Source organism: Klebsiella sp. H-Nf2 (genome assembly GCF_002806645.1).
Taxonomy (GTDB): domain Bacteria; phylum Pseudomonadota; class Gammaproteobacteria; order Enterobacterales; family Enterobacteriaceae; genus Klebsiella; species Klebsiella variicola.
This window is the reverse complement of record NZ_PIBL01000016.1, coordinates 34,904-57,530: the sequence shown is the minus strand read 5'-3', so window position 1 is coordinate 57,530 and position 22,627 is coordinate 34,904. Positions and strand designations below refer to the sequence as shown.

Genomic DNA, 22,627 nt, shown 5'->3' with positions numbered 1-22,627 from the left:
CTCTCAGGCGCGCTTGGCGCGACGTTCAGCAATAAATGCCACCAGGAAAACGGCGCCAATCAGGTCAAAGAAACCCATGGCGATAAACAGCGGGTTGAAGCCAATTTTGTCGGCAGTCACCCCGATCAATAATGAGAACAGGAAGCTGGCGATCCATGCCGCGGATCCGCGCATGCCGTTGACTGTCGCCATTTGCCCCTTGTCGAAAGATTCCACCACCAGCGCGCTGAGCATGCAGGAGATGATCTGGTGCCCGAAGCCGCCAATGGAGATCAGGATGATGGTGATATAGGGATCGCGGGTGATGGCGACCAGGGCCAGCGAGATCATCAGAAACGCGCCGGTCACTGAGCTGGCGATGACTGAGTTGACTCGCGTACAGCCGAACCAACGGACGTACAGGCGGGTGAGGTAGCCGCTGACCACGCTGCCAAGGTCGGCGGCGAGGAACGGCAGCCAGGCAAACATCGCGATCTGCTTCAGATCCATCCCGTGCTCTTTCGCCAGGTACAGCGGCACCCAGAAGCTCAGCACTGCCCAGGCGGGCTCGGCCATAAAGGCGGGAATGGCGATCCCGTAGAAACGTTTGTTCTTTGAGACGGTTTTTAGCGCGGTCAAAAAGGGCAGCTTCACCGGCGGGGCTTCGTTATCCTGCTTGATGTACTCCAGCTCGCTTTTGCTGAGATTCGGGTGCTTTTCCGGGTTCTGATAGAAAGCCCACCACAGCACCACCCACAGCAGCGCCAGCGCGCCGGTAAACATAAACGCCCCCTGCCAGCCGAAGGAGGCGTGGGCGAAGTAGATGATTGGCGGGGCCAGCATCGCGCCGATAGAGAAGCCGACACCAGCCCAGCCGGCGGCGATCGGTCGCTCGGATTTCGGGAACCACTCGCCGATGGTTTTGGCGTTGGCCGGCGTGGCGGCCGCTTCAGCGCCGCCCATAAAGAAGCGCAACATAGCCAGGTGCAGCCAGCTGCCGGCCCCGGCATGGGCGATACAGGCCAGCGCCCACAGGGTAGCGCAGATCATAAACCCGAGCTTCAGGCCGATGACGTCGATAAGCCAGCCACAGAGCGGCTGGAAAATCGTGTAAGCCAACTGAAACGCGCCGACGATCCAGGAATATTGTTCGGTGGTAATGCCGAGGGTCGCTTTCAGTTCCGGGGCGATAATCCCCAGCGAGTTGCGTGTGATGTAGTTGACGGTGACGCCAAGTAAAAACAGGACCAGCACCCACCAGCGCAGGTTTTTTACCACCCGGCGTGTTTTGCTGACCGCGATATCATTGTTGAGGCCTTGACTCATAGCACACTCCACAAGACGTTTGTAGGGGGAAAGTGACGGCCTCTTTCCGTGAGTGGTCACATATTTTTTTTAACTATTTGAATAGTCTAATTTTTATCTCAACATTATTGGTATGACTAGTATGGGAGATGTTGGACCAATTCAGGCTAAGGGAGAAAAATCGTCGGGCATAGCGCTATTTATGCAATTTTTTTCATGAAATGACGAAGATCTCATATTTCGCTGTGATATTTGCTTGCGTGAGGCGCTTTGGCGATTATGAAAATCCTTTCATTTTCCAATCGGAGCTGGATCACAAAATGGATAAAAAGCTGCGCGTTGCCGAAATTGCCGCCCGCACCGGGCTGTCGGCCAGCACGGTTTCACGCGTCCTGGCCGGGAAAGCGAATACCAGTGACAAGGCGCGCCGGGCGGTGCTGGACTGCGCCCGCGAGCTGGGGGTCATGCAAGGGCTGGCCGCCGGGCGTCTGCTGCTCAATAATCTGCTGGTGTTTGCCCCGCAGCGCGCCTTCGATGAGCGGTCGGATATCTTCTACTACCGGGTGATCCAGAGCATCAATAACGCGCTGGCGGCGCATGAAGTGCGCCTGCGCTACTGCGCGCTGGACGAGAACGACAGCGACGCCAATCTGTTTCTTGCCCGCATGAACGAAGCGGAGACCCAGGCCGCGGTACTGCTGGGGATTGACGATCCGCATATTCATGGCCTGGCGGCGGATCTGGGCAAACCCTGCGTATTGATCAACTGTCGGGATGAAGGGATGCGGCTGCCGTCCATTGCCCCCGACCATCGTCTGATTGGCCAGTGCGCGGCGCGCTATCTGTTTGATATGGGTCACCGGGCGGTGATGAATGTGATGTGCCTGCGCCGCTACACCATGGAGCTACGGCTGGGAGGGATCCAGGAAGCATGGCGCGCGCGCAATCTGCGCTTTACCGCCAGCCGGGATCTCATCAGCGTCGCCAACTTTAGCGCCAGAGAGACGGAAGAGCAGGTAGGGGCCTGGCTTGACGGCTTACAGGGGCGCCCGATGCCCACCGCCTTCCTGGTGGGCGGTGATTTTATGGCCGCCGGCACCGTCAGCGCCCTGCAAAAACGAGGCCTGCGGGTGCCGCAGGATGTTTCGGTAATGAGTATCGACGGGTTTAATCTGGCGGCGATCCAGGAGGTGCCGCTGACCGCGGTGCATGTGCCGCGAGATGAGCTGGGCAGCGAGGCGGTGCATCTCCTGCAGCAGCGCCTGCTGCGCCCGGAGGCGCCGCACGGCTCGCTACTGCTGCATGGTACGCTGGTGGTGCGTGATTCGGTACGGCGGATCCGGCCAGGCAAGAGCCATACCGCCGTCGAGCCGCAGGGGCTGTATGACGATTAGGTCGGCATTCCCAGCGCCCGTTTCCCGTGAATATTCAGATCATCCAGGGTGAAGCGCCCCTGCCAGCTGGCCTCATAGTCCTCGCGCGGGAAATCCCCCGGCGAGGCCCCTTTTTCCAGAGCAATTTTCACCTTCTGCGCGTAGGCCAGGTTCTTTTCGCACATCGGCGCGGCCGGGATGTACATCACGTTGCCCCAGCCCTGCTGATTTTCCACCGGCGCCACTGAGTGAATAACATCGCAATGCCACCAGACGGAGTCCCCGGCATTCAGCGCCGGAATCGAACTGAGGGCTTTGATCAAAAGCGGGTGCCATTGCTCAGAGATCGGCAGCACTCTGCCCGGCGCGACGCCGCACAGTTCATCTTCCGGCACATCGTCGAGCAGGGGGCGCAGCAGCACATAAGCCATCGCCTCCGGGATAGGCACCACGTGCAGCAGCCCCTGACCCGGGATCATGTCTGACAGCGCGGTCCAGCCCTGGAAGGTGCGGAACACCGAGCATTTGGTGGTGTTGTCGACGGTGTACTCTTCCACTTCGGTACGATGCGCCGCGTCCCACGGATCGTAGGCGTCGATATTGCCATTAAAGACGTTGGCGAAAACCTGCTGATAGGCGGGAAGCAGCCAGCGCTCCAGCGCCCCGGAATCGGTATGCGCCCCCAGCCCCTTTGAAGTGGTTCCCGGCGGACGACGGCGGATGCGGTCAGGGTAAATCACGCTGACATCCGGATCGAACCAGCGCTTGCCGTCCTGCTCAAAGCGCCACAGGCGATTGAGGAAGGATTGCACTGCTGCCATTTCATCGCTCTGGCGAGCCTGCATCTGTGAGGGCGACCAGTAGATCGGATGGATTTCCGGGCGCGAGGCCTCCAGCGAACCGAAGAAGCTGTCGCCAGGCCCTTTGTATACGTCATCGAAATGGTTCAGATCGAGGTATTCCAGCATCGCGTTGTCCCAGGCCAGCGCCTGTTCGCGCGGATAGTGGCCTTTGATGACCGCGCAGCCCCGGCGCTTAATCGCCGCGCGCTGCGCATCGCTCACGTTACCCTGGGCGATATCGCTGAACGGGATCGTCGGCCAGACCTCCAGGCCTGCGGCTTTCAGGGCCTCAATCTCTTCCAGGCGCTCTGTGATACGTGCCGAGAGTTTATCGAATACCGCCTGGACATCGCCGATTTGCGCCCGTAAGGCCTGTTTCATCTGGCGAATTGCCGCTTTGTGGTCGGCAGGTAATGTTTCGTGGGTCGGGAGAGCAGCCATAATAACCTCGCTGTATCTTTCATTCGAAAGTATTAAATCTTACAAACGTTAATTTAAGTTAAAATTGAGTTAATGCAAGTTTAAAATCTTGCTGCGGCGCACAAAATGGAAAAGCCGGGGCGCGCTGCCCCGGCGAAAGGTCAATCGTTGAAGGGGGCGGTGTTATCGAGGACGGCCTGAATGACGTTCAGCGCGCCATCATGGTTGTTATCGTCAGTGGCGTAGCCAGCGATGGCTTTGATGCTGTCAGCAGCGTTGCCCATGGCAAAGGCGTATTTCACCAGCTTCAGCATTTCGGCGTCGTTGCCGCTGTCGCCGATGGCCACGCACTGCTGCGGCGAAAGGTTCCAGCGTTTGAGCAGGCGGCTGATGCCGTTGGCTTTATGCAGGCCGGGGATGATCAAATCGACAAAACCAAAGCCGCTGGTGACCGGCTTCATGATCCCGTCGAGCGACACGTGCAGCTTATCGATCAGCTGTGGGATCTCGCTGTCCGGCAGGTTGAGGGAGAATTTAAACAGCGTGTCATCGATGCGATGGTAATCGCTTACCCGCTGCAGACGGTGGTAGTGCTTTGACATCAGGTCGACGAAGGCGTCCGGAGCTTTATCGCTCACATACGCGCTCTGCAGGCCGCAGGCGACGAAGTTCAGCTGCGGATCGTTAAGTAATTCCCCGATCACCACCTGCGATTCGTGGCGGGTCAGTTCGCCGTGGAACAGCTGCTTACCATGCTCAAAGACCAGCGCGCCGTTTTCGGCGACGAACGAAATCTGCTCGCGGATTTCCGGAAAAAATGAGATCAGCTGATAGTACTGGTTGCCGCTGGCGACAACAAATTCAATACCTTGCTGTTTGAGCTGCGCAAACTGCGCGAGGAAACGCGGGCGGTCGTACTGCTTGGCGTCATTGAGAAAAGTTCCGTCCATATCGGTGACGATAACTTTAACGGTCATAAGGGGATGCTCCTGGCTTAACTTCGACCAGTAACATTCTAATTACAATGTGATGGGGAGCACAAATTTATTTCGAATGAAAGCTCACTCAGCGCAGAAAATGCCGGGTGGCAACGTTGCCTTACCCGGCCTGCAGAACAGGGTAGGCCCGCTGAGCATAGCGCCAGCGGGCACGAAGGGTTACAGCGTATGTTCGGTTCGGGCGATGATATCGTCCTGGGTATCTGGCGACAGCGCGGTGAAGAATGCCGAGTATCCGGCGACGCGGACCACCAGATCGCGGTACTGGTCAGGGTGTTTCTTCGCCTCCAGCAGCGTGTCGCGTGACACGATGTTGTACTGGATATGCCAGCCTTTGTGCACCTCGAAGAAGGTGCGCAGCAGCACCATCAGCTTCTGCTTGTCGGACTCGTTCTCCAGCGTTGACGGATTCAGCTTCTGGTTAAGCAGCACGCCGCCGAGGATCGCCCCGGTGGGGAGTTTGCCCACCGAACTGATGACCGCCGTCGGCCCCAGATGGTCGGTACCGGAAGCCGGGCTGGCCCCTTCCGCCAGCGGGGTGTGCGCTTTACGGCCATCCGGGGTCGCCATGGTCTGCGCGCCGAACGGAACGTTGGCGGAGATAGAGGACGTGCCGGCGTAATAGTTGCCGCCGATTGGGCCGCGGCCATAGCGCGGGTTGTGATACTGCTTCAGCTCGTCGATATAGGTCTGGTAGGCCCGCGCCAGCAACTCGTCGACGCTGTCATCATCGTTACCGTACTTCGGCGCGCCGTTGATCAACCGCTGGCGCAGTTGCTCGTGGGTCAGACCGTCGAAATCTTCCGCCAGCGCCTTCGCCAGTTCCTGCTGGCCGATGGCGCCCTGATCGAAGACCAGTTTTTTCACCGCCGCCAGGCTGTTGCCGAGGTTGGCGATACCCACCTGCAGGCCGGAAACCCAGTCATATTTCGCGCCGCCTTGCTTGATGCTTTTCGCCCGTTCGATACAGTCATCCACCAGCGCCGAACAGAGAATATCGTGGACGTTTTCCTCCAGCATGGTATCGACCACATACTCAATCTCAATGGATTTACGGGTGTAGTAGCGGATCTGGGTGTCCCAGTCGGCCAGCACCTGGTCGAAATTAGCGAAGTTGCCTTTCGACAGGGCATGCTCCTGGGGCAGGAATACCTGACCGCTGGTGGCATCGCGGCCGCCTTCCAGCGTCGCCAGCATCACCCGCGCGAAGTTGATAAAGCTCATGCCGGTGCAGCGATAGCCCCATTTGCCGCCGACCGCGGTTTCGATGCAGCCGATAGCGGCGTAATCGTAGGCGTCCTGCGGCTCGATGCCGAGTTTGATAAATTCCGGGATGACGATTTCGTCGTTATTAAACGCCGGCATGCCGAAGCCGCAGCGGATCACCTGGACGCAGGCGTCGAGGAAGTCGTTGCTCATCCCGGCATGGTAACGCACGCTGAGGTTCGGCTGGGTAGAGCGCAGACGACCACAGGATTCCAGGATGGCATACGACAGCGGGTTGACGGCATCCTGCGGCTGGCCGTCGACCAGGTTCTGGCCGCCAATGGTGACGTTCTGGTACAGCGGGCTGCCGGCAGAGGCCTTGGAATGCGAGCCGGAGCGAATTTTGTTGACCTCCAGCAGCTTCAGCCAGCAGCTGTGCAGCAGCTCAATGGCCTGTTCGCGATCCAGCGATTGCTGCAGTTCAACGTCGCGGCGGTAGTACGGATAGAGGTACTGGTCCATACGGCCAAAGGAGACCGAGTGGCCATTGGATTCAATCTGCAGGATCAACTGAATGAAGTAGCACAGCTGCAGTGCCTGCCAGAAGGTTTTCGGCGGCTCATGGGCGATGATGTCGCAGTTTTCGGCAATCGTCAGCAGCTCGTGGCGGCGTGATTCGCGGGATTCTGCTGTCGCCATCTCGCGCGCCAGTGCGGCGAAGCGTTTGCTGTGGTCGCTGACCGCTTCCAGAACGATATCAATCGCTTTCAGGAACTGTTCGCCATGCAGGTCTTCCAGTACCGTCAGGTTAATGCGCGACCGGCGTTCAGCAACCTTGGCGCGCATGCCGTCGAGGCCTTTTTCCAGCAGTAACGGGAAGTTGACCGCCAGGTGGGCGTCACCGGAAGTCATGTTGCCTTCCGCCTTGATAATACCGGTGGCGAGGAGCGCCTTCTGCTCATCGGTAAACATACCGTAGCAGCGGTCCTGTACGGTCTGCCCGCGCCACCATGGGCACACTTCATGCAGCACGCGTTTGTTCTCTTCGCTGACCGAGAAGCCGGCGCCGGGGCGGTCGGCGAGATCGTCGATCTCTTTCTCAATCCAGCTGACGGTGTATTCCGGGAAAATCGGCGCAGCGCGCACTTCGCTGGCCTGGTTGCCGACGATCAGCTCATCGTGCTTGATCCAGATGGTGCGCTCCGCCAGGTGGTGGGCGAGGGCCAGGGCGCGACGCACCGGGATCGGTTTATCGAGATGTTGCTGATACATCTCGGTGTAGTGGCGGGCGCGCTCGGTACAGACCGGCGGCTTAACGATATGCACCAGCGCCATTTTATGGGCCTGGATGCGGGCGCTGAGGGTGTTGAGTTTCAGGGTCGTCATAGGGTTATCCTCGTAAGATCGCCGTTAGCCCCTTGCTCCGCGCATAATCTTGCGCAAAGGTGAGCAGCTCAGGAGCATCCAGCGGTTTGTCCGGTGCGGTGTAGGGCTGACTGAGTAACTGGTATTTGTTCATTCCCAGCGTGTGGTACGGCAGGAAATGGATTTCGCTGACCTGCAGGCGGTCGGCGGCAAAATCGGTGATCGCGGCAATGTCGGTTTCGCTGGCGTTGAATCCCTGGATCAGCGGCACGCGAATAATCATTTTTTTCCCTGCCTGCGCCAGACGCTGCAGGTTATCCAGCACCCGGCGGGCGCTGCCGTCGGTCCACTGCTGGAACACAGCTTCGTCGACATGCTTGAGGTCGGCGAGAAACAGGTCAACAAAGGGCAGGGAGGGAGCAATGTATTTCCACGGCACGTGCAGGCAGGTTTCCACGGCGGTGTGAATACCAGCCTGATGGCTGGCTTCGAAAAGCGCCTGCGCCAGCGTCGGGTTCATAAAGGGTTCGCCGCCGGAAAGGGTGATGCCGCCGCCACTGCGATCGTAGAACGGTTTATCACGCAGCACCGTCGCCATGATCGCTTCGACGTTTTTCTCCTCGCCGCAGACCGTTAGGGCGGTGGTGGGGCAGCAGTCACGCAGCGCAGTAATATGCTTGTCGTTAACGTTTTGCCGATTAATGATCAAACCATCGAGGGTACGGGTGATAACCTCCGGCGCCGCCTGCTGGCACAAATCGCAGCCGGCCAGGCACAGCCGCGAGTCATACAGCAGATCTTCGCTGCGGGCGCGGCTTTCCGGGTTCTGGCACCAGCGGCAGCCCAGCGAGCAGCCTTTCAGGAAGACGACGGTACGGATCCCTGGGCCGTCATGGGTGGAATAGCGCTGGATGTTGAAGATCATGGCTTATCCTCTTGTTTGCGTATGAACATAAAAACACTTTCGAATGAAAGTTATATTGACGCAAATCAATAAGCGGGATGGGGATAAGCCCCTGGGGATAAAATAACGAGAGAGGTCACAAAACCACCGACGACCCTCGTCGCCGGTGTGGGGGGTTAGTGCGAACCGCATACCTCGCACTGCGGATGACGCATCAGCTTCATTTCACGAAACTGGCAGGTCATGGCGTCGTACATCACGATTTTTCCGCTGGCAGGGGTGCCGTAGCCGGTCAGCAGTTTAATGGCCTCCATCGCCTGCAGCGAACCGATAGTGCCCACCAGCGGGGCCATTACCCCGGCTTCGACGCAGGTGAGGGCATTTTCGCCGAACAGACGGCTCAGGCAGCGGTAGCAGGGTTCGCCATCCTGATACGTGAAGACGCTGATTTGCCCCTCCATGCGGATCGCCGCCCCGGAGACCAGCGGGGTGGTGTGCTGGAAACAGCCGGCGTTGAGCTGGTTACGAATGGCGACGTTGTCGGTGCAGTCCAGCACCAGATCGTGATCGGCAATCTGCCCCGCCAGCGCGGTCTCATCCAGCAAGGCATTGAGCGTAACCAGCCGGACGTGCGGGTTAATCCGCGCCAGCGCCTCGCGGGCAGAATCCACCTTCGGCTGGCCGAGGGTGGCGTCGCTGTGCAGCGTCTGGCGTTGCAGGTTGGACAACGAGACGGTGTCGAAATCGAGCAGGGTGAGCTGACCCACTCCGGCGGCGGCCAGATACTGCGCGGCGGCGCAGCCGAGCCCGCCGAGGCCGACCACCAGCACGCGAGCGGCTTTTAACCGCTCCTGGCCGTCAAAATCAAAACCGCGCAAGACGATCTGCCGGTTATAGCGCAGCATCTCTTCATCGCTCAGCTCAACGGTCATTACCGCCCTCCAAACAGGTGACTGAACGGTTCGACCTCGACCCATTCGCCTGCTTCAACGTGGCCGCGCTCACGCTCCAGCACGATAAAGCAGTCGCCGAGGCTGAAGGAACTAAAAATGTGCGAGCCCTGATGGCCGGTGGTGGTCACCACCAGCTCGCCGTCGGGGTTGCGCTGCAGAATACCGCGCTGAAAATCGAGACGACCCGGGGACTTTTTCAGTCGCGTGGCGGCGCGTACCCGCAGGCGGGGTGGCTGAAGCGGGCCGTGCTTGCCCGAGAGTTTCGCCAGCAGCGGCTGCACCAGCTGACAGAAGGTGACGGTGGCGGAAACCGGGTTACCCGGCAGGCCGCAGAACCAGCTGCTGCTGAGTTTGCCGAAGGCGAAGGGTTTCCCCGGCTTGATCGCCAGCTTCCAGAAGCCGATTTCGCCCAGCTCTTCAAGAATGGTTTTGGTGTAGTCGGCTTCGCCCACCGAGACGCCACCGGAGCTGATGACCACGTCAGCCTGCTGGTCGGCGGCGATAAACGCGTCACGCAGCTTCGCCGGGTCGTCAGGAATAATGCCGAGGTTAATGACCTCGTAGCCCAGCTGCTGCAGCATCAGGTGCACCGCCAGGCGGTTGGTATCGTAAATCTGGCCGTCGCCGAGCGGTTGACCCGGCAGCTGCAGCTCATCGCCGGTTGAGAAGACCGCGACGCGGACCTTGCGCACCACCTCGACCTCGGCAATGCCCAGCGAGGCCAGCACCGGCAGCTCGGCCACCGTCAGCGGCGTCCCCGCCGGGAAGACCACCGCGCCGTGGGCGATATCTTCTCCACGGCGGCGAATATGCTGCCCGGCTTTGACTGGCGCGGTAAAGCGCACGCCGGCGTCGGTCTGTTCGGTCTCTTCCTGCATCACCACCGCATCGCAGTCTGCAGGCACCGGCGCGCCGGTCATGATGCGGATACAGGTACCCGCCGGCCAGGTCTCGTTAAACGGTTGGCCGGCAAAGGCCTTACCGGCGACCGGCAGCGCCGCGCCGTCGCGAAGATCGCTTAGCCGGACGGCATAGCCATCCATCGCCGCGTTATCAAAGCCGGGGACATCCAGCGGGGAGACGATGTCATGGGCGGTCACGCGCGAGAAGGCCTGCAACAGCGGTACAGTTTCCGTCGCGCTCAGCGGCGTAATACGATCGAGCATCTGGGTGAGGGCTGTGTCGAGCGGCATCAGTCCGGCGGTAAAATCCATGGGTCACTCCTGCGGGCAAAACAGCGAAAACGCCTATTATGGCAGAAAAGCGGCGCGGGCTGTATGCCACCTGGGTACGAGGCTTTACATCGCCCGCCGCTCTTTCTATATTCAAAAATTGTATAAGACATTCAGCAATATAATGATATCAATACCCTATTCCTGACGTGACCGGCGCCGCGACGCTGCGCAACAGGGCGGGGCTATCCACTTCATCGTTAAGGACTGGCGAAATGGGCAAAGCGGTTATAGCAATTCACGGCGGCGCAGGGGCGATTTCCCGCGCGCAGATGACGCCGGAACGGGAGCGGGAGTATGTGGCGGCGCTGTCGGCAATCGTCGAAAGCGGGCAGAAAATGTTGGCCGCGGGCGCCAGTGCGCTGGATACCGTGACTGAAGCCGTCCGTCTGCTGGAAGAGTGCCCGCTGTTTAACGCCGGGATGGGCTCAGTATTTACCCACGATCAAACCCATGAACTGGACGCCTGCGTGATGGATGGCTATAGCCTGCAGGCGGGCGCGGTGGCTGGGGTCAAACATTTGCGTAATCCGGTGCTGGCGGCGCGTCTGGTACTGGAGGAGAGCCCGCACGTGCTGCTGATTGGCGAGGGCGCGGAAAATTTCGCCTTCTCCCGGGGGATGGAACGCGTCGAAAACGATCTCTTCTCCACGCCCGAGCGCCTGCTGCAGCTGCAGGAGGCGAAAGCGGGCGGGGAGATTATCCTCGACCACTACGCCGCCCCGCTCGATGAACGCCAGAAAATGGGCACCGTCGGCGCGGTGGCGCTCGACCTGGCTGGCAATCTGGCGGCGGCAACCTCCACCGGCGGCATGACCAACAAACTGCCCGGACGCGTCGGCGACAGCCCGCTGCCGGGCGCGGGATGCTATGCCAACAATGCCAGCGTGGCGGTCTCCTGCACCGGCACCGGCGAAGTCTTTATGCGCACCCTGGCGGCCTACGATATCGCCGCCTTAATGGAGTATGGTCAGTTGAGTCTCTACACCGCCTGCGAGCGGGTGGTGATGGAGAAACTGCCCGCTCTCGGCGGTAGCGGCGGGCTGATTGCCGTCGATCGCGAAGGTAACGTCGTTTTACCGTTTAACAGTGAAGGCATGTACCGCGCCTGGTGCTATGCCGGCGATACGCCGACCATTGGCATTTATCGCGAATAGAAGAAGGGAGAGGGAGATTGTCGCAAACTCACGAAACCGATACCTGCGAAGTGCTGGTAGTGCGCAACCTGAACGTGGCCTTTCGCCAACAGGATGCGCCAGAGGTGCAGGCCGTGCGTCAGCTTTCCTTCAGCCTGCGTCGCGGCGAGACGCTGGCGATTGTGGGTGAGTCCGGTTCGGGAAAATCGGTGACCGCGCTGGCGCTGATGCGTTTGCTTGACGCCGCCAGCAGCGAAGTGAGCAGCGAGGGGCTGTGGCTGCGGCGGCGTAACCGGCAGGTGATCGCGCTCAATGAGCAAACGGACGCCGAGATGCGCCGGGTGCGCGGCGCGGATCTGGCCATGATTTTTCAGGAGCCGATGACCTCGCTGAATCCGGTTTTTACCATCGGCGAACAAATCGCCGAATCCCTGCGCCTGCACCAGGGGCTGGGGCGCGAAGAGGCGCTGCGCGCGGCGAAAAAGATGCTCGACCAGGTGCGTATTCCCCAGGCGGAAGAGATGCTCTCACGCTATCCGCACCAGCTCTCCGGCGGCATGCGCCAGCGGGTGATGATCGCCATGGCGCTCTCCTGTCGGCCGGCGGTGTTGATAGCCGATGAGCCGACCACGGCGCTGGATGTCACCATCCAGGCGCAAATTTTGCAACTCATTGCCGTCCTGCAAAAGGAGATGGCGATGGGGGTGATCTTTATTACCCACGATATGGGCGTCGTGGCCGATATCGCCGATCGGGTGCTGGTGATGTATCGCGGTGAGGCGGTAGAGACCGGCAGCGTTGAGGAGATCTTTCGTTCGCCGCAGCACCCTTATACTCAGTCGCTGCTGGCGGCGGTCCCGCGGCTGGGGGAGATGCGGGGTCAGGATCTGCCGCGTCGTTTTTCGCTTCCCGGTCAGCCACAGGCGGAGACAGAAACGCCAGACACGGTGGCGGCGGGGGAGCCTATCCTGCAGGTGCGCGACCTGGTGGCCCGTTTTCCGGTGCGCGGCGGGCTGCTCAATCGCGTGACGCGCGAAGTGCATGCGGTGGAGAAGGTCAGTTTTGATCTCTGGCCGGGAGAAACTCTGTCGCTGGTGGGCGAGTCCGGCTGCGGCAAGTCGACCACCGGCCGGGCGCTGTTGAGACTGGTAGAGACCCAGGGAGGCACCATTACCTTCGACGGCCAACGGATTGATACGCTCTCCGGCAGCAAGCTGCAGTCCTTGCGCCGTAATATTCAGTTTATTTTTCAGGATCCTTACGCTTCGCTTGACCCGCGTCAGACGGTCGGTGACTCGATTATGGAACCGCTGCGGGTGCATGGCCTGTTGCACGGGGAAGCAGCCCGTGAGCGGGTTTCCTGGCTACTGAAGCGCGTGGGGCTTCAGCCGGAGCATGCCTGGCGCTACCCTCATGCCTTTTCCGGCGGCCAACGACAGCGGATCTGCATTGCCCGCGCGCTGGCGCTGAATCCGAAGGTGGTGATAGCCGATGAGTCGGTGTCGGCCCTGGATGTCTCCATTCGGGCGCAGATTATCAATCTGATGCTCGATCTTCAGCGCGAGATGGGCATCGCGTTTCTGTTTATTTCCCATGATATGGCGGTGGTGGAGCGCATCAGCCACCGCGTGGCGGTGATGTACCGCGGTCGCATTGTCGAAATAGGCCCGCGCCGCGCGGTGTTTGAAAACCCGCAGCACCCCTATACCCGTAAGCTAATGGCCGCCGTACCGGTGGCCGACCCGGCCTACCGTCATCCGCAGCGGGTCCTGCTGTCTGATGATGTCCCGGGCAATATCTATAAGCGGGGCGAGGAGATCGCCAGCGTGCCATTGCAGCAGGTTGGGCCGGGCCACTTTGTCGCCCGCGAGTCCGCCGATGTGCTGGGCAGAGCATAACAACACATAACGCACTTTTTCAGGAGAACACGATGACACAACCTGTTTCACGCAAATGGTGGCTGGCGCTGAGTATCGCGGCGGCCCTGGCGAGCGCCCCCGCCTTTGCCGCCAAAGATGTGGTAGTGGCGGTCGGGTCTAACTTTACGACGCTCGATCCCTATGATGCCAACGATACGCTGTCGCAGGCGGTGGCGAAGTCCTTTTATCAAGGCCTGTTCGGCCTTGATAAAGAGATGAAGCTGCAAAATGTTCTTGCCGAGAGCTATACCGTGTCACCGGACGGCCTGGTGTACACCATCAAGCTGCACAGCGGGGTGAAATTCCAGGATGGCACCGACTTTAACGCCGAGGCGGTCAAGGCTAACCTTGATCGCGCGAGTAATCCGGATAACCATCTCAAGCGCTATAACCTGTATAAAAATATCGCCAGCACCGAGGCGGTCGATCCGACCACGGTCAAAATTACCCTGAAGCAACCCTTCTCGGCGTTTATTAACATTCTCGCCCATCCGGCAACGGCGATGATTTCGCCGGCGGCGCTGAAAAAATATGGCAAGGATATTGGCTTCCATCCGGTGGGTACCGGGCCGTATAAGCTCGACACCTGGAACCAGACCGATTTCGTGAAGGTCAGCAAGTTCGATGGTTACTGGCAGCCGGGCCTGCCGAAGCTGGACTCCATCACCTGGCGTCCGGTAGTGGATAACAACACCCGGGCGGCGATGCTGCAGACCGGCGAAGCGCAGTTTGCTTTCCCGATCCCTTACGAACAGGCGCCGCTGCTGGCAAAAAACAGCAAACTGGAGCTGGTGGCCAGCCCGTCGATCATGCAGCGCTACATCAGCATGAACGTGACACAGAAGCCGTTCGATAATCCGAAGGTGCGTGAAGCCATCAACTATGCGATTAACCGTCAGGCGCTGGTCAAGGTGGCGTTTGCCGGATACGCCACCCCGGCGACCGGGGTGGTGCCGCCGTCGATTGCCTACGCCCAGACCTACACCGCCTGGCCCTACGATCCGGCGAAAGCTCGCCAGTTGCTGAAAGAGGCCGGCTACCCTAACGGCTTCAGTACCACGCTGTGGTCATCACATAATCACAGCACCGCGCAGAAAGTGCTGCAGTTCACCCAGCAGCAGCTGGCGCAGGTGGGGATTAAGGCGCAGGTGACGGCGATGGACGCTGGTCAGCGGGCGGCGGAAGTGGAAGGTAAAGGGCAGAAAGAGAGCGGGGTACGGATGTTCTATACCGGCTGGTCCGCCTCCACCGGTGAAGCCGACTGGGCGCTGTCGCCGCTGTTCGCCTCGCAAAACTGGCCGCCGACGCTGTTTAACACCGCATTTTACAGCAACCCGCAGGTGGATAAAGCGCTGAGCGAGGCGCTGAAAACCACCGACCCGCAAGAGAAAACCAAACTCTATAAAGAGGCGCAGGATATTATCTGGAAAGAGTCGCCGTGGGTACCGTTGGTGGTCGAGAAACTGGTCTCCGCCCACAGTAAGAACCTCACCGGTTTCTATATCCAGCCGGATACTGGCTTTAGTTTTGAACAGGCAGATTTAACACCGTGAAGGATGGGATGATGCCCTCAGGCGCCAGCGCGCGGGGGGCGGTTTTTCCGCGGGGCGGGTTGCGGAGGTATGATGCTCAACTATGTGATTAAGCGCCTGCTGGGGCTGATCCCCACCCTGCTTATCGTCGCAGTACTGGTGTTTTTGTTCGTCCATATGCTGCCCGGTGACCCGGCGCGGCTGATTGCTGGACCGGAGGCCGATGCCCAGGTGGTGGCGATGGTGCGCCAGCAACTGGGGCTTGACCAGCCGCTGCATGTCCAGTTCTGGCACTACATCACCAACGTACTGCGCGGCGATTTTGGCATTTCCATGGCCTCGCGGCGTCCCGTTTCCAGTGAGATAGCCAGCCGCTTTATGCCCACGCTGTGGCTGACGCTGGCCAGCATGAGCTGGGCGGTATTGTTCGGGATGGCGGCGGGGATCGCGGCGGCAGTGTGGCGCAATCGCTGGCCTGACCGTCTGGGAATGGCGTTGGCGGTGAGCGGCATTTCGTTTCCGGCTTTTGCTCTCGGCATGCTGCTGATGCAGGTCTTTTCGGTTGAGCTGGGCTGGCTGCCGACGGTGGGGGCCGACAGCTGGCGGCACTATATTTTGCCGTCGTTGACCCTTGGCGCGGCGGTGGCGGCGGTCATGGCGCGCTTTACCCGCGCGTCGTTCGTCGATGTGTTGCATGAAGACTATATGCGTACCGCGCGGGCGAAAGGGGTGAGCGAAACGTGGGTGGTGCTCAAGCATGGCCTGCGCAACGCGATGATCCCGGTGGTGACCATGATGGGGCTGCAGTTCGGTTTTCTGCTCGGTGGGTCGATCGTCGTGGAAAAGGTGTTTAACTGGCCGGGGCTTGGGCGCCTGTTGGTCGATTCGGTAGAGATGCGCGATTACCCGGTGATTCAGGCGGAAGTCCTGCTCTTTTCGCTGGAGTTTATTCTTATCAATTTAGTGGTGGATGTGCTGTACGCGGCCATTAACCCGGCTATCAGGTATAAGTAAGGTGCGATTGCTTAACTGGAGAAGGCAGGCGGCGCTGAACGCCATGCCGGGTATCGGACCCGGCGAGATCCATACCCCATGGCATGAGTTCTGGCGGCGATTTCGTCGCCAGCCGGTGGCGATGGGCGCTGGTATTTTCGTGCTGTTGCTGATTGCGGTAGCCATCGTTGCCCCATGGATAGCGCCGTACGATGCGGAAAATTATTTCGACTATGACCGGCTTAATGAGGGGCCCTCGCTGGTGCACTGGTTCGGTGTCGACTCGCTGGGACGCGATATTTTCAGCCGAGTGCTGGTCGGGGCGCAGATCTCGCTGGCTGCCGGGGTACTGGCGGTGCTGATTGGCGCGGCCATCGGCACGGTGCTTGGGCTGCTGGCCGGGTACTATGAGGGCTGGTGGGACCGGCTCATTATGCGACTTTGCGACGTGCTGTTCGCCTTTCCGGGGATCCTGCTGGCGATTGCGGTTGTCGCCGTCATGGGCAGCGGGATGGCCAACGTGATCATCGCCGTGGCGATCTTCTCGATCCCGGCGTTTGCTCGTCTGGTGCGCGGCAATACGCTGGTGTTAAAGCAGCAGACCTTTATTGAATCGGCGCGCAGCATCGGCGCCAGCGACGCCACCATTCTGTTCAACCACATCCTGCCGGGGACGGTGTCATCGATCGTGGTTTATTTCACGATGCGTATCGGGGTATCGATTATTTCGGCGGCCAGTCTGTCGTTTCTCGGCCTCGGCGCGCAGCCGCCCACCCCGGAGTGGGGCGCGATGCTCAACGAGGCGCGGGCGGATATGGTGATGTCCCCGCACGTAGCGCTATTTCCGGCGGTGGCGATTTTCGTGACCGTGCTGGCGTTTAATCTGCTGGGAGATGGCCTGCGCGATGCGCTGGATCCGAAGTTAAAGGGGTAGGGTGAGAGAAAGCTCCGTCGTGCGGTGCTTTATATTATTTGTGGCTTCAACGCACATTGCGCTCCCGGTTAATCTTCTGCGTTATGTCTCTCATAGCGCAGGGAGCGGTGTGGGGCGAAACGACTGCCGGACGGTTCCCTCTCCCTCCGGGAGAGGGTTAGGGTGAGGGAAATCTTCGCCGTGCGGTGCTTTATATTATTTGTGGCTTCAGCGCACATTGCGCTCCCGGTTAATCTTCTGCGTTATGTCTCTCATAGCGCAGGGAGCGCACAGGGGGCGGCCAGTCGCCGCCGCCCCCTGTACCCCCGGGCTCCGGCCAGCAACATCGCCACTGCGTGGTGCCTTCGACTTATCCCTGCAGGCTTCGGGTCGGGCCGAGGCAGCGTCCGTGCAAAACACGGCCCTCAGCCCGCATCCATGCGGGCTGCCCCGGCCTTCCGGGAACGTCTCAGCGATGTTGAGGCCGCCAGCACCGGCAGTTTCAGCGGCCCCATATCCGGCGGCGATTCACATATTGGGACTGGACCCCGTAGGCCGGGTAAGCGTAGCGCCACCCGGCAAAATAACGGCGCAACAGGGTTGCCTGGAAGGTAATCAATGCTTGCCCGGCGGCGCTGCGCTTGCGCGGGCCTACTGTATCTGCGCTTACAGGCGGCATTTGTAGGCCGGGTAAGCGTAGCGCCACCCGGCAAAATAACCGCGCAACAGGGCTGCCTGGAAGGTAATCAATGCTTGCCCGGCGGCGCTGCGCTTGCGCGGGCCTACCGTATCTGTGCTTACAGGCGGCATCCGTAGGCCGGGTAAGCGTAGCGCCACCCGGCAAGATAACGGCGCAACAGGGTTGCCTGGAAGGTAATCAATGATTACCCGGCGGCGCTGCGCTTGCGAGGGCCTGGGGGGGTGAGCCTACGGGAGGACCCCGTAGGCTGGGGAATGCGATAAGCCGCTATCCTGGAAGCTGGACTAAACCCGGGTACCCCACAGGTCGTATTCGTCGGCATGCTCGACTTTCACCCGCACCACGTCGCCCGGCTTAACGCGGGTTTCGCCGTTCAGGTAGACCGCGCCGTCGATTTCCGGGGCATCGGCCATGCTGCGGCCAATGGCGCCTTCTTCGTCAACTTCATCCACCAGCACCATGATTTCGCGGCCCACTTTCTCCTGCAGACGCTCGGCAGAGATCTGCTGCTGCAGCTGCATAAAGCGGTTCCAGCGCTCTTCTTTCACTTCTTCCGGTACCTGATCCGCCAGTTCGTTGGCGGTGGCGCCTTCTACCGGGCTGTATTTGAAGCAGCCGACGCGGTCGAGACGCGCCTCTTTCAGGAAGTCGAGCAGCATCTGGAAATCTTCTTCCGTTTCGCCCGGGAAGCCCACGATAAAGGTAGAGCGCAGGGTCAGATCCGGGCAAATTTCACGCCACTGCTTAATGCGCGCCAGCTGGCGGTCTGCAGAGCCCGGACGCTTCATCAGCTTCAGAATACGCGGGCTGGCGTGCTGCAGCGGAATATCGAGGTACGGCAGAATTTTGCCTTCCGACATCAGCGGGATCACATCGTCGACGTGCGGGTACGGGTAGACATAGTGCAGGCGCACCCAGATGCCGAGCTTCGCCAGCTCTTCGCACAGGCTGACCATGCTGGTCTTCACCGGCATGCCGTTGTGGAAACCGGTACGGTGCTTGACGTCGACGCCGTAGGCGGAGGTGTCCTGAGAAATCACCAGCAGCTCTTTCACGCCGGCGTCAGCGAGGCGTTTGGCTTCCGCCAGCACTTCGCCAATCGGACGGCTTACCAGATCGCCACGCATGGACGGGATGATGCAGAAGGTACAGCGATGGTTGCAGCCTTCAGAAATTTTTAAGTAGGCGTAGTGGCGCGGGGTCAGCTTAACACCCTGTTCCGGCACCAGGCTGAGGAACGGGTTGTGCTTCGGCTTCGGCGAGTAGTGGTGGACGTGCTCCAGCACCTGCTCATAGCTGTGCGGACCGGTGATCTCCAGCACCTTCGGGTGAACTTCGCGGATCTGATCCTCTTTCGCGCCGAGACAGCCGGTGACGATCACCTTGCCGTTCTCTTTCAACGCTTCGCCGATCGCTTCCAGCGATTCCTGCACAGCGCTATCGATAAAGCCGCAGGTGTTAACGATGACCATATCGGCGTTGTCGTAGGTGGGGACGACGTCATAACCTTCGGTGCGCAGTTCGGTCAGGATACGCTCTGAGTCCACGAGATTTTTCGGGCAGCCCAGGGAGACGAAGCCGATTTTCGGCTGGTGCGTGACATTGCTCATAGCTTAAAAAGTGTTCAATTATTGGAATGGTCAGGGCAGGAATTCTACAGATCTTTGCGAAAAAGAGTATAGCTCCATCGCGGTTAATGGTGAAAAAGCGCTCGGGTGAAGGGCGCGTGAGCTTCAGCGCCGGGTCAAAACCGCCATTCCTGATAAAAACGCCCGTCATTTACGTTGTAATCTACAAGTTGATAACAATTTCTTTACTAAATACCTCGGTGACCGCGAGGAGAAGAGGCAAGGAAATGACACCAACAAGCGCACCGGTGGCGATTGCCACCCTGCCATTCAGTAATCTGGAGATCCCCCCGCAGCCGCCGCAGATCCAACACTCCCTTGAGCAGGGGAATGTGCTCTATCTGCCGCAGCTGGCGTTTTCATTAACCGCCACGGAGCAGGCGTTGCTGACCCCTGAGCTGGTCGCGCCGCGGCGCAAGAATATCAGCTATCAACCTGACACCCGAACGCTCAGAGGCGTGGCGGATAAGCAGAAAACCGCCGCCGTCGCCCGGCTGATGGCGCGTTACCACCAGATGTCGCTGCAGCTGATTGACGCGTTATTGCCAGGCTATGGCGAGGCGCTGCACCATCCGCAAACCAGTCTGCGTCTGCATCCCATTACCGCCTGGCGTGAAACGACCTCCTGGCGCAAAGACGATTCGCGCCTGCACGTGGATGCTTTCCCGTCGCGCCCGGTCAATGGTGACCGTATTCTGCGCATTTTTTGCAATATTCACCCTGGCGGCGAACCGCGAACCTGGCGGACGGGGGAGCATTTCGATACCCTCGCGGCGCGCTTTCTGCCGCAGCTGAAACCCTGGTCGCCGCCAGGCGCCTGGCTGCTGGCAGCGCTGGAGATCACCAAAAGTCGGCGCAGCCATTACGATCATCTGATGTTGGCCCTGCACGATGCGATGAAAAGCACCCCTGAGTACCAACAACAGGGGGTGCAGCAGGAGATCGACTTTGCCGCCGGCAGCACCTGGATCTGCTTTTCCGATCAGACTCCGCACGCCGCAATGCGCGGCCAGTATCTGCTTGAGCAAACCTTCCTGTTGCCGGTGAAGGCGATGAGTCACCCGCAGCTCTCGCCGCTGCGGGTGCTGGAAACGCTCCTGCAAAAGCCGTTAGTTGCGCGCAACGTGTAGCGCCCGGCGTGGCTACCGGGCAAAGACTTATTGCGCCGGCGTAACGGCCCCGGAAGGCCTGGCGCTGGGCTTTTTCGGCTCGCGCTTATCCTTCAGGGTGAAAATGGAGATCAACGTAAAGAGCCCGGCGATACCGCCGAGGATCAGATAGGTGTCGGCGAAGCCAATGGTATCGTACAGGTAGCCTGCCAGCGGGGAATAGATGGCGGTGGCGATCGAGGCGACAAACAGCACCAGCAAATAGACCGTCGAAGAGAGCTTGTGGTCGAAGTTGGCGGCGATGAATTTAAAGACCGATACCAGAATTAATGGTTTCTCCAGGGCATGCATCATTTTCACCGCGCCAATCCATACCGGACCGAGGGGGATGGCTGACCCGACAATGCGTACCGACATGATCAACCCGGCGATGATCAGCGCCCATTTGGCGCCGGTCCGGTTAACAAACCACGGCATCAGGCATAAGAACAGGGTTTCACCGCAGACCTGAACGGATGCGAGGATACCGTACCAGCGGTTGCCTTCCTCCGGCGTCGGGAACTGCAGCGAGAAATACTGGGCAAACTGCTGATCGTAGGTGTCATAAATCTGCGTGACGAACAGGGTAAAGAGCAGCAGCATCCAGAACTGACCATTCTTCGCCAGCTCAAGGGCATGGGAGACCTTCAGCGATTCGCTTCGCGCCACATCAGCGTCGGTTAATTCAATTTTGGTCAGCATAAAGCAGATGGCGGCGATGACGATGGCGAGGCTGGCGAGCCAGAAGGCCAGATTAGGATTGCTGTCGATATATTTACCCACAATCCAGGCCGCCGCTGCCCAGCCTAACGAGCCCCACATCCGTACCCGACCGTATTCGAACTGGTAGCGGCGTGAAATCTTATCGATGTAAGAGTCGATCACCCCGCAGCCGGAGTTAAAGATGATCCCCAGATAGATCCCCCCCAGCAGCGCGCCAAACCAAAAGTTGTGCACCAGCAGCGGCGCGTAAACGTAGATAAAGAAGGGCCCCACCGGCAGGAGCAAGGCGACCAGCAGCCAGATAAGGCGTTTTTTCAGGCCGAACTTGTCGGAGATAAAGCCGAAGAAAGGCTGCATCAGCAGGGCGATAAAGGCGTTGACCGAGTAGAGCAGGCCAGTCTTCGTGGCGCTGATGCCAAGATGCTGGGTGGTCCAGATGACGAAGAAAGCCATGGTCGACGACCAGGCGAACAGGTAGAGGAAATCGAAAAGACTCAACAGGAGGTAGTTTCTTTTACCGGGCGTCATGTTTCAGTTCCTTGCAAACGAGCAGAGAGATTATCAGCGATCCACGGCGCGCGTTCGCTGTTTTTATGAAATGTTATACGTATTACATTAATAATTTGTTATGGCACTCTGACTGGCGATCGCGCAATAGCGTCTGTAATATATTGTGATCATGGCAGCACTATTTTCGCCTTTTAATGGCAGTAATTGCGATTTGGTTTCTTTCTGAAATTAATTGTGATCGTATAACATTGTTTTTGTTATATACCTTACAAAGCGGTAAGGTTGTCACATTGTAAAGGGTGTTAAAGGCTTGGGAATAATTGACCTGGCGCATCATTTTGCACAAAAAATAACCGTATTATGAGAAGGGTAAAGGACGACAGAGGAGGAACTGTGATGACCGTTGACAGACGATATCGCCACCTTTTGCAGAAGCTCATCAATGCCAATATCGATATTGATGCCTATCTGCAGCTGCGAAAGGCCAAAGGTTACATGTCAGTCAGCGAAAATGACCATCTGCGTGATAACTTGTTTGAGCTGTGCCGTGAAATGCGTGCGCAGGCCCCGCGCCTGCAGAATGTCGTTTCACCGGAGGAGAGGGATGCCCTTCGCCTGGCGGGCGAGTCCATCGCCGCCGCTGCAGTATGCCTGATGAGCGGGCATCATGATTGCCCACTGTACATTGCGGTTAACGTAGAGAAGCTAGAACGCTGTCTGACAGGATTGACTTCAAATATTCATAAATTGAATGAATTGGCGCCAATCACCCATGCCTGATCGGCTGAAACCCAGGGGAAGTAGACGCTTCCCCTGTTAAAGGTTATGTAAAAATCCCCGCGCAACTT

17 protein-coding genes are annotated in these 22,627 nt (G+C 59.2%); 8 read left to right on the top strand and 9 right to left on the bottom strand.

Going from position 1 to position 22,627, the window contains the following annotated elements:
- Positions 1 to 3: 3 nt before the first annotated feature.
- Positions 4 to 1,305 carry an MFS transporter gene (locus CWM58_RS25265; protein ID WP_061155236.1) on the bottom strand — a complete coding sequence of 434 codons (1,302 nt, stop codon included), beginning with the start codon at positions 1,303 to 1,305 and terminating at the stop codon, positions 4 to 6.
- A 299-nt stretch (positions 1,306 to 1,604) separates the two neighbouring features.
- On the opposite strand from CWM58_RS25265, the gene CWM58_RS25260 reads away from it, so the two are divergent.
- Positions 1,605 to 2,678, top strand: coding sequence for a LacI family DNA-binding transcriptional regulator (locus CWM58_RS25260; RefSeq protein WP_100682076.1), 1,074 nt, complete (start codon positions 1,605 to 1,607; stop codon positions 2,676 to 2,678).
- Here CWM58_RS25260 and CWM58_RS25255 read toward each other — a convergent pair.
- The 6 genes from CWM58_RS25255 to moeA all read right to left on the bottom strand — a co-directional run bounded on the left by CWM58_RS25255 (position 2,675) and on the right by moeA (position 10,559).
- A complete protein-coding gene (locus CWM58_RS25255; protein WP_100682075.1) occupies positions 2,675 to 3,940 on the bottom strand; it encodes a DUF1479 domain-containing protein in 1,266 nt (421 codons plus the stop codon). The two genes, CWM58_RS25260 and CWM58_RS25255, sit on opposite strands and share 4 nt — an antisense overlap.
- A gap of 140 nt (positions 3,941 to 4,080) precedes the next feature.
- Positions 4,081 to 4,896, bottom strand: a complete 816-nt coding sequence (locus CWM58_RS25250) for a Cof-type HAD-IIB family hydrolase (protein ID WP_100631673.1) — start codon at positions 4,894 to 4,896, stop codon at positions 4,081 to 4,083.
- Positions 4,897 to 5,076: 180 nt separating this feature from the next.
- Positions 5,077 to 7,509 carry a formate C-acetyltransferase/glycerol dehydratase family glycyl radical enzyme gene (locus CWM58_RS25245; protein ID WP_100682074.1) on the bottom strand — a complete coding sequence of 811 codons (2,433 nt, stop codon included), beginning with the start codon at positions 7,507 to 7,509 and terminating at the stop codon, positions 5,077 to 5,079.
- 4 nt (positions 7,510 to 7,513) lie between these two features.
- Positions 7,514 to 8,413: a glycyl-radical enzyme activating protein gene (locus CWM58_RS25240; RefSeq protein ID WP_074386456.1), complete on the bottom strand. Its 900-nt coding sequence runs from the start codon at positions 8,411 to 8,413 to the stop codon at positions 7,514 to 7,516.
- A gap of 155 nt (positions 8,414 to 8,568) precedes the next feature.
- Positions 8,569 to 9,324: a molybdopterin-synthase adenylyltransferase MoeB gene (gene moeB, locus CWM58_RS25235; RefSeq protein WP_061155230.1), complete on the bottom strand. Its 756-nt coding sequence runs from the start codon at positions 9,322 to 9,324 to the stop codon at positions 8,569 to 8,571.
- Positions 9,324 to 10,559: a molybdopterin molybdotransferase MoeA gene (moeA, locus tag CWM58_RS25230; RefSeq protein ID WP_074386455.1), complete on the bottom strand. Its 1,236-nt coding sequence runs from the start codon at positions 10,557 to 10,559 to the stop codon at positions 9,324 to 9,326. Before moeA ends, moeB begins: the two co-directional genes overlap by 1 nt.
- Before the next feature lie 233 nt (positions 10,560 to 10,792).
- On the opposite strand from moeA, the gene iaaA reads away from it, so the two are divergent.
- The 5 genes from iaaA (at position 10,793) to gsiD (ending at position 17,091) form a co-directional block, all read left to right on the top strand.
- A complete protein-coding gene (iaaA, locus tag CWM58_RS25225; RefSeq protein WP_100682073.1) occupies positions 10,793 to 11,734 on the top strand; it encodes a beta-aspartyl-peptidase in 942 nt (313 codons plus the stop codon).
- Positions 11,735 to 11,751: 17 nt separating this feature from the next.
- Positions 11,752 to 13,611 (top strand): glutathione ABC transporter ATP-binding protein GsiA, encoded by a 1,860-nt coding sequence (gene gsiA, locus CWM58_RS25220; protein ID WP_100631672.1) that lies wholly within the window; start codon positions 11,752 to 11,754, stop codon positions 13,609 to 13,611.
- A 32-nt stretch (positions 13,612 to 13,643) separates the two neighbouring features.
- Complete coding sequence (gsiB, locus tag CWM58_RS25215) at positions 13,644 to 15,185, top strand: glutathione ABC transporter substrate-binding protein GsiB (protein ID WP_061155226.1); 1,542 nt, start codon at positions 13,644 to 13,646, stop codon at positions 15,183 to 15,185.
- 72 nt (positions 15,186 to 15,257) lie between these two features.
- Positions 15,258 to 16,178, top strand: a complete 921-nt coding sequence (gene gsiC / locus CWM58_RS25210) for a glutathione ABC transporter permease GsiC (protein WP_008805798.1) — start codon at positions 15,258 to 15,260, stop codon at positions 16,176 to 16,178.
- Position 16,179: 1 nt separating this feature from the next.
- The gene (gsiD, locus tag CWM58_RS25205) at positions 16,180 to 17,091 is read left to right on the top strand and encodes a glutathione ABC transporter permease GsiD (RefSeq protein ID WP_100682072.1); all 912 of its coding nucleotides are present in this window, start codon (positions 16,180 to 16,182) and stop codon (positions 17,089 to 17,091) included.
- 963 nt (positions 17,092 to 18,054) lie between these two features.
- Here the strand turns inward: gsiD and rimO are convergent.
- Positions 18,055 to 19,380 (bottom strand): 30S ribosomal protein S12 methylthiotransferase RimO, encoded by a 1,326-nt coding sequence (rimO, locus tag CWM58_RS25190; RefSeq protein WP_100682070.1) that lies wholly within the window; start codon positions 19,378 to 19,380, stop codon positions 18,055 to 18,057.
- A gap of 245 nt (positions 19,381 to 19,625) precedes the next feature.
- Between rimO and CWM58_RS25185 the strand changes: the two genes are divergently transcribed.
- Entirely contained in the window at positions 19,626 to 20,528 is a 903-nt protein-coding gene (locus tag CWM58_RS25185; protein WP_100682069.1) for a Kdo hydroxylase family protein, read from the top strand.
- A 27-nt stretch (positions 20,529 to 20,555) separates the two neighbouring features.
- Here CWM58_RS25185 and CWM58_RS25180 read toward each other — a convergent pair whose 3' ends face one another.
- Complete coding sequence (locus CWM58_RS25180; RefSeq protein WP_061155223.1) at positions 20,556 to 21,797, bottom strand: oligosaccharide MFS transporter; 1,242 nt, start codon at positions 21,795 to 21,797, stop codon at positions 20,556 to 20,558.
- Positions 21,798 to 22,175: 378 nt separating this feature from the next.
- Here CWM58_RS25180 and bssR point away from each other — a divergent pair, with 378 nt between their 5' ends.
- Positions 22,176 to 22,559, top strand: a complete 384-nt coding sequence (gene bssR / locus CWM58_RS25175; RefSeq protein ID WP_061155222.1) for a biofilm formation regulator BssR — start codon at positions 22,176 to 22,178, stop codon at positions 22,557 to 22,559.
- Positions 22,560 to 22,627: the final 68 nt, after the last annotated feature.

Coding starts and splice junctions, on each gene's coding strand:
- CWM58_RS25265 (WP_061155236.1), bottom strand. CDS start 1,305: ATGAGTCAAGGCCTCAACAATGATATCGCGGTCAGCAAAACACGCCGG.
- CWM58_RS25260 (WP_100682076.1), top strand. CDS start 1,605: ATGGATAAAAAGCTGCGCGTTGCCGAAATTGCCGCCCGCACCGGGCTG.
- CWM58_RS25255 (WP_100682075.1), bottom strand. CDS start 3,940: ATGGCTGCTCTCCCGACCCACGAAACATTACCTGCCGACCACAAAGCG.
- CWM58_RS25250 (WP_100631673.1), bottom strand. CDS start 4,896: ATGACCGTTAAAGTTATCGTCACCGATATGGACGGAACTTTTCTCAAT.
- CWM58_RS25245 (WP_100682074.1), bottom strand. CDS start 7,509: ATGACGACCCTGAAACTCAACACCCTCAGCGCCCGCATCCAGGCCCAT.
- CWM58_RS25240 (WP_074386456.1), bottom strand. CDS start 8,413: ATGATCTTCAACATCCAGCGCTATTCCACCCATGACGGCCCAGGGATC.
- moeB (WP_061155230.1), bottom strand. CDS start 9,324: ATGACCGTTGAGCTGAGCGATGAAGAGATGCTGCGCTATAACCGGCAG.
- moeA (WP_074386455.1), bottom strand. CDS start 10,559: ATGGATTTTACCGCCGGACTGATGCCGCTCGACACAGCCCTCACCCAG.
- iaaA (WP_100682073.1), top strand. CDS start 10,793: ATGGGCAAAGCGGTTATAGCAATTCACGGCGGCGCAGGGGCGATTTCC.
- gsiB (WP_061155226.1), top strand. CDS start 13,644: ATGACACAACCTGTTTCACGCAAATGGTGGCTGGCGCTGAGTATCGCG.
- gsiC (WP_008805798.1), top strand. CDS start 15,258: ATGCTCAACTATGTGATTAAGCGCCTGCTGGGGCTGATCCCCACCCTG.
- rimO (WP_100682070.1), bottom strand. CDS start 19,380: ATGAGCAATGTCACGCACCAGCCGAAAATCGGCTTCGTCTCCCTGGGC.
- CWM58_RS25185 (WP_100682069.1), top strand. CDS start 19,626: ATGACACCAACAAGCGCACCGGTGGCGATTGCCACCCTGCCATTCAGT.
- CWM58_RS25180 (WP_061155223.1), bottom strand. CDS start 21,797: ATGACGCCCGGTAAAAGAAACTACCTCCTGTTGAGTCTTTTCGATTTC.
- bssR (WP_061155222.1), top strand. CDS start 22,176: ATGACCGTTGACAGACGATATCGCCACCTTTTGCAGAAGCTCATCAAT.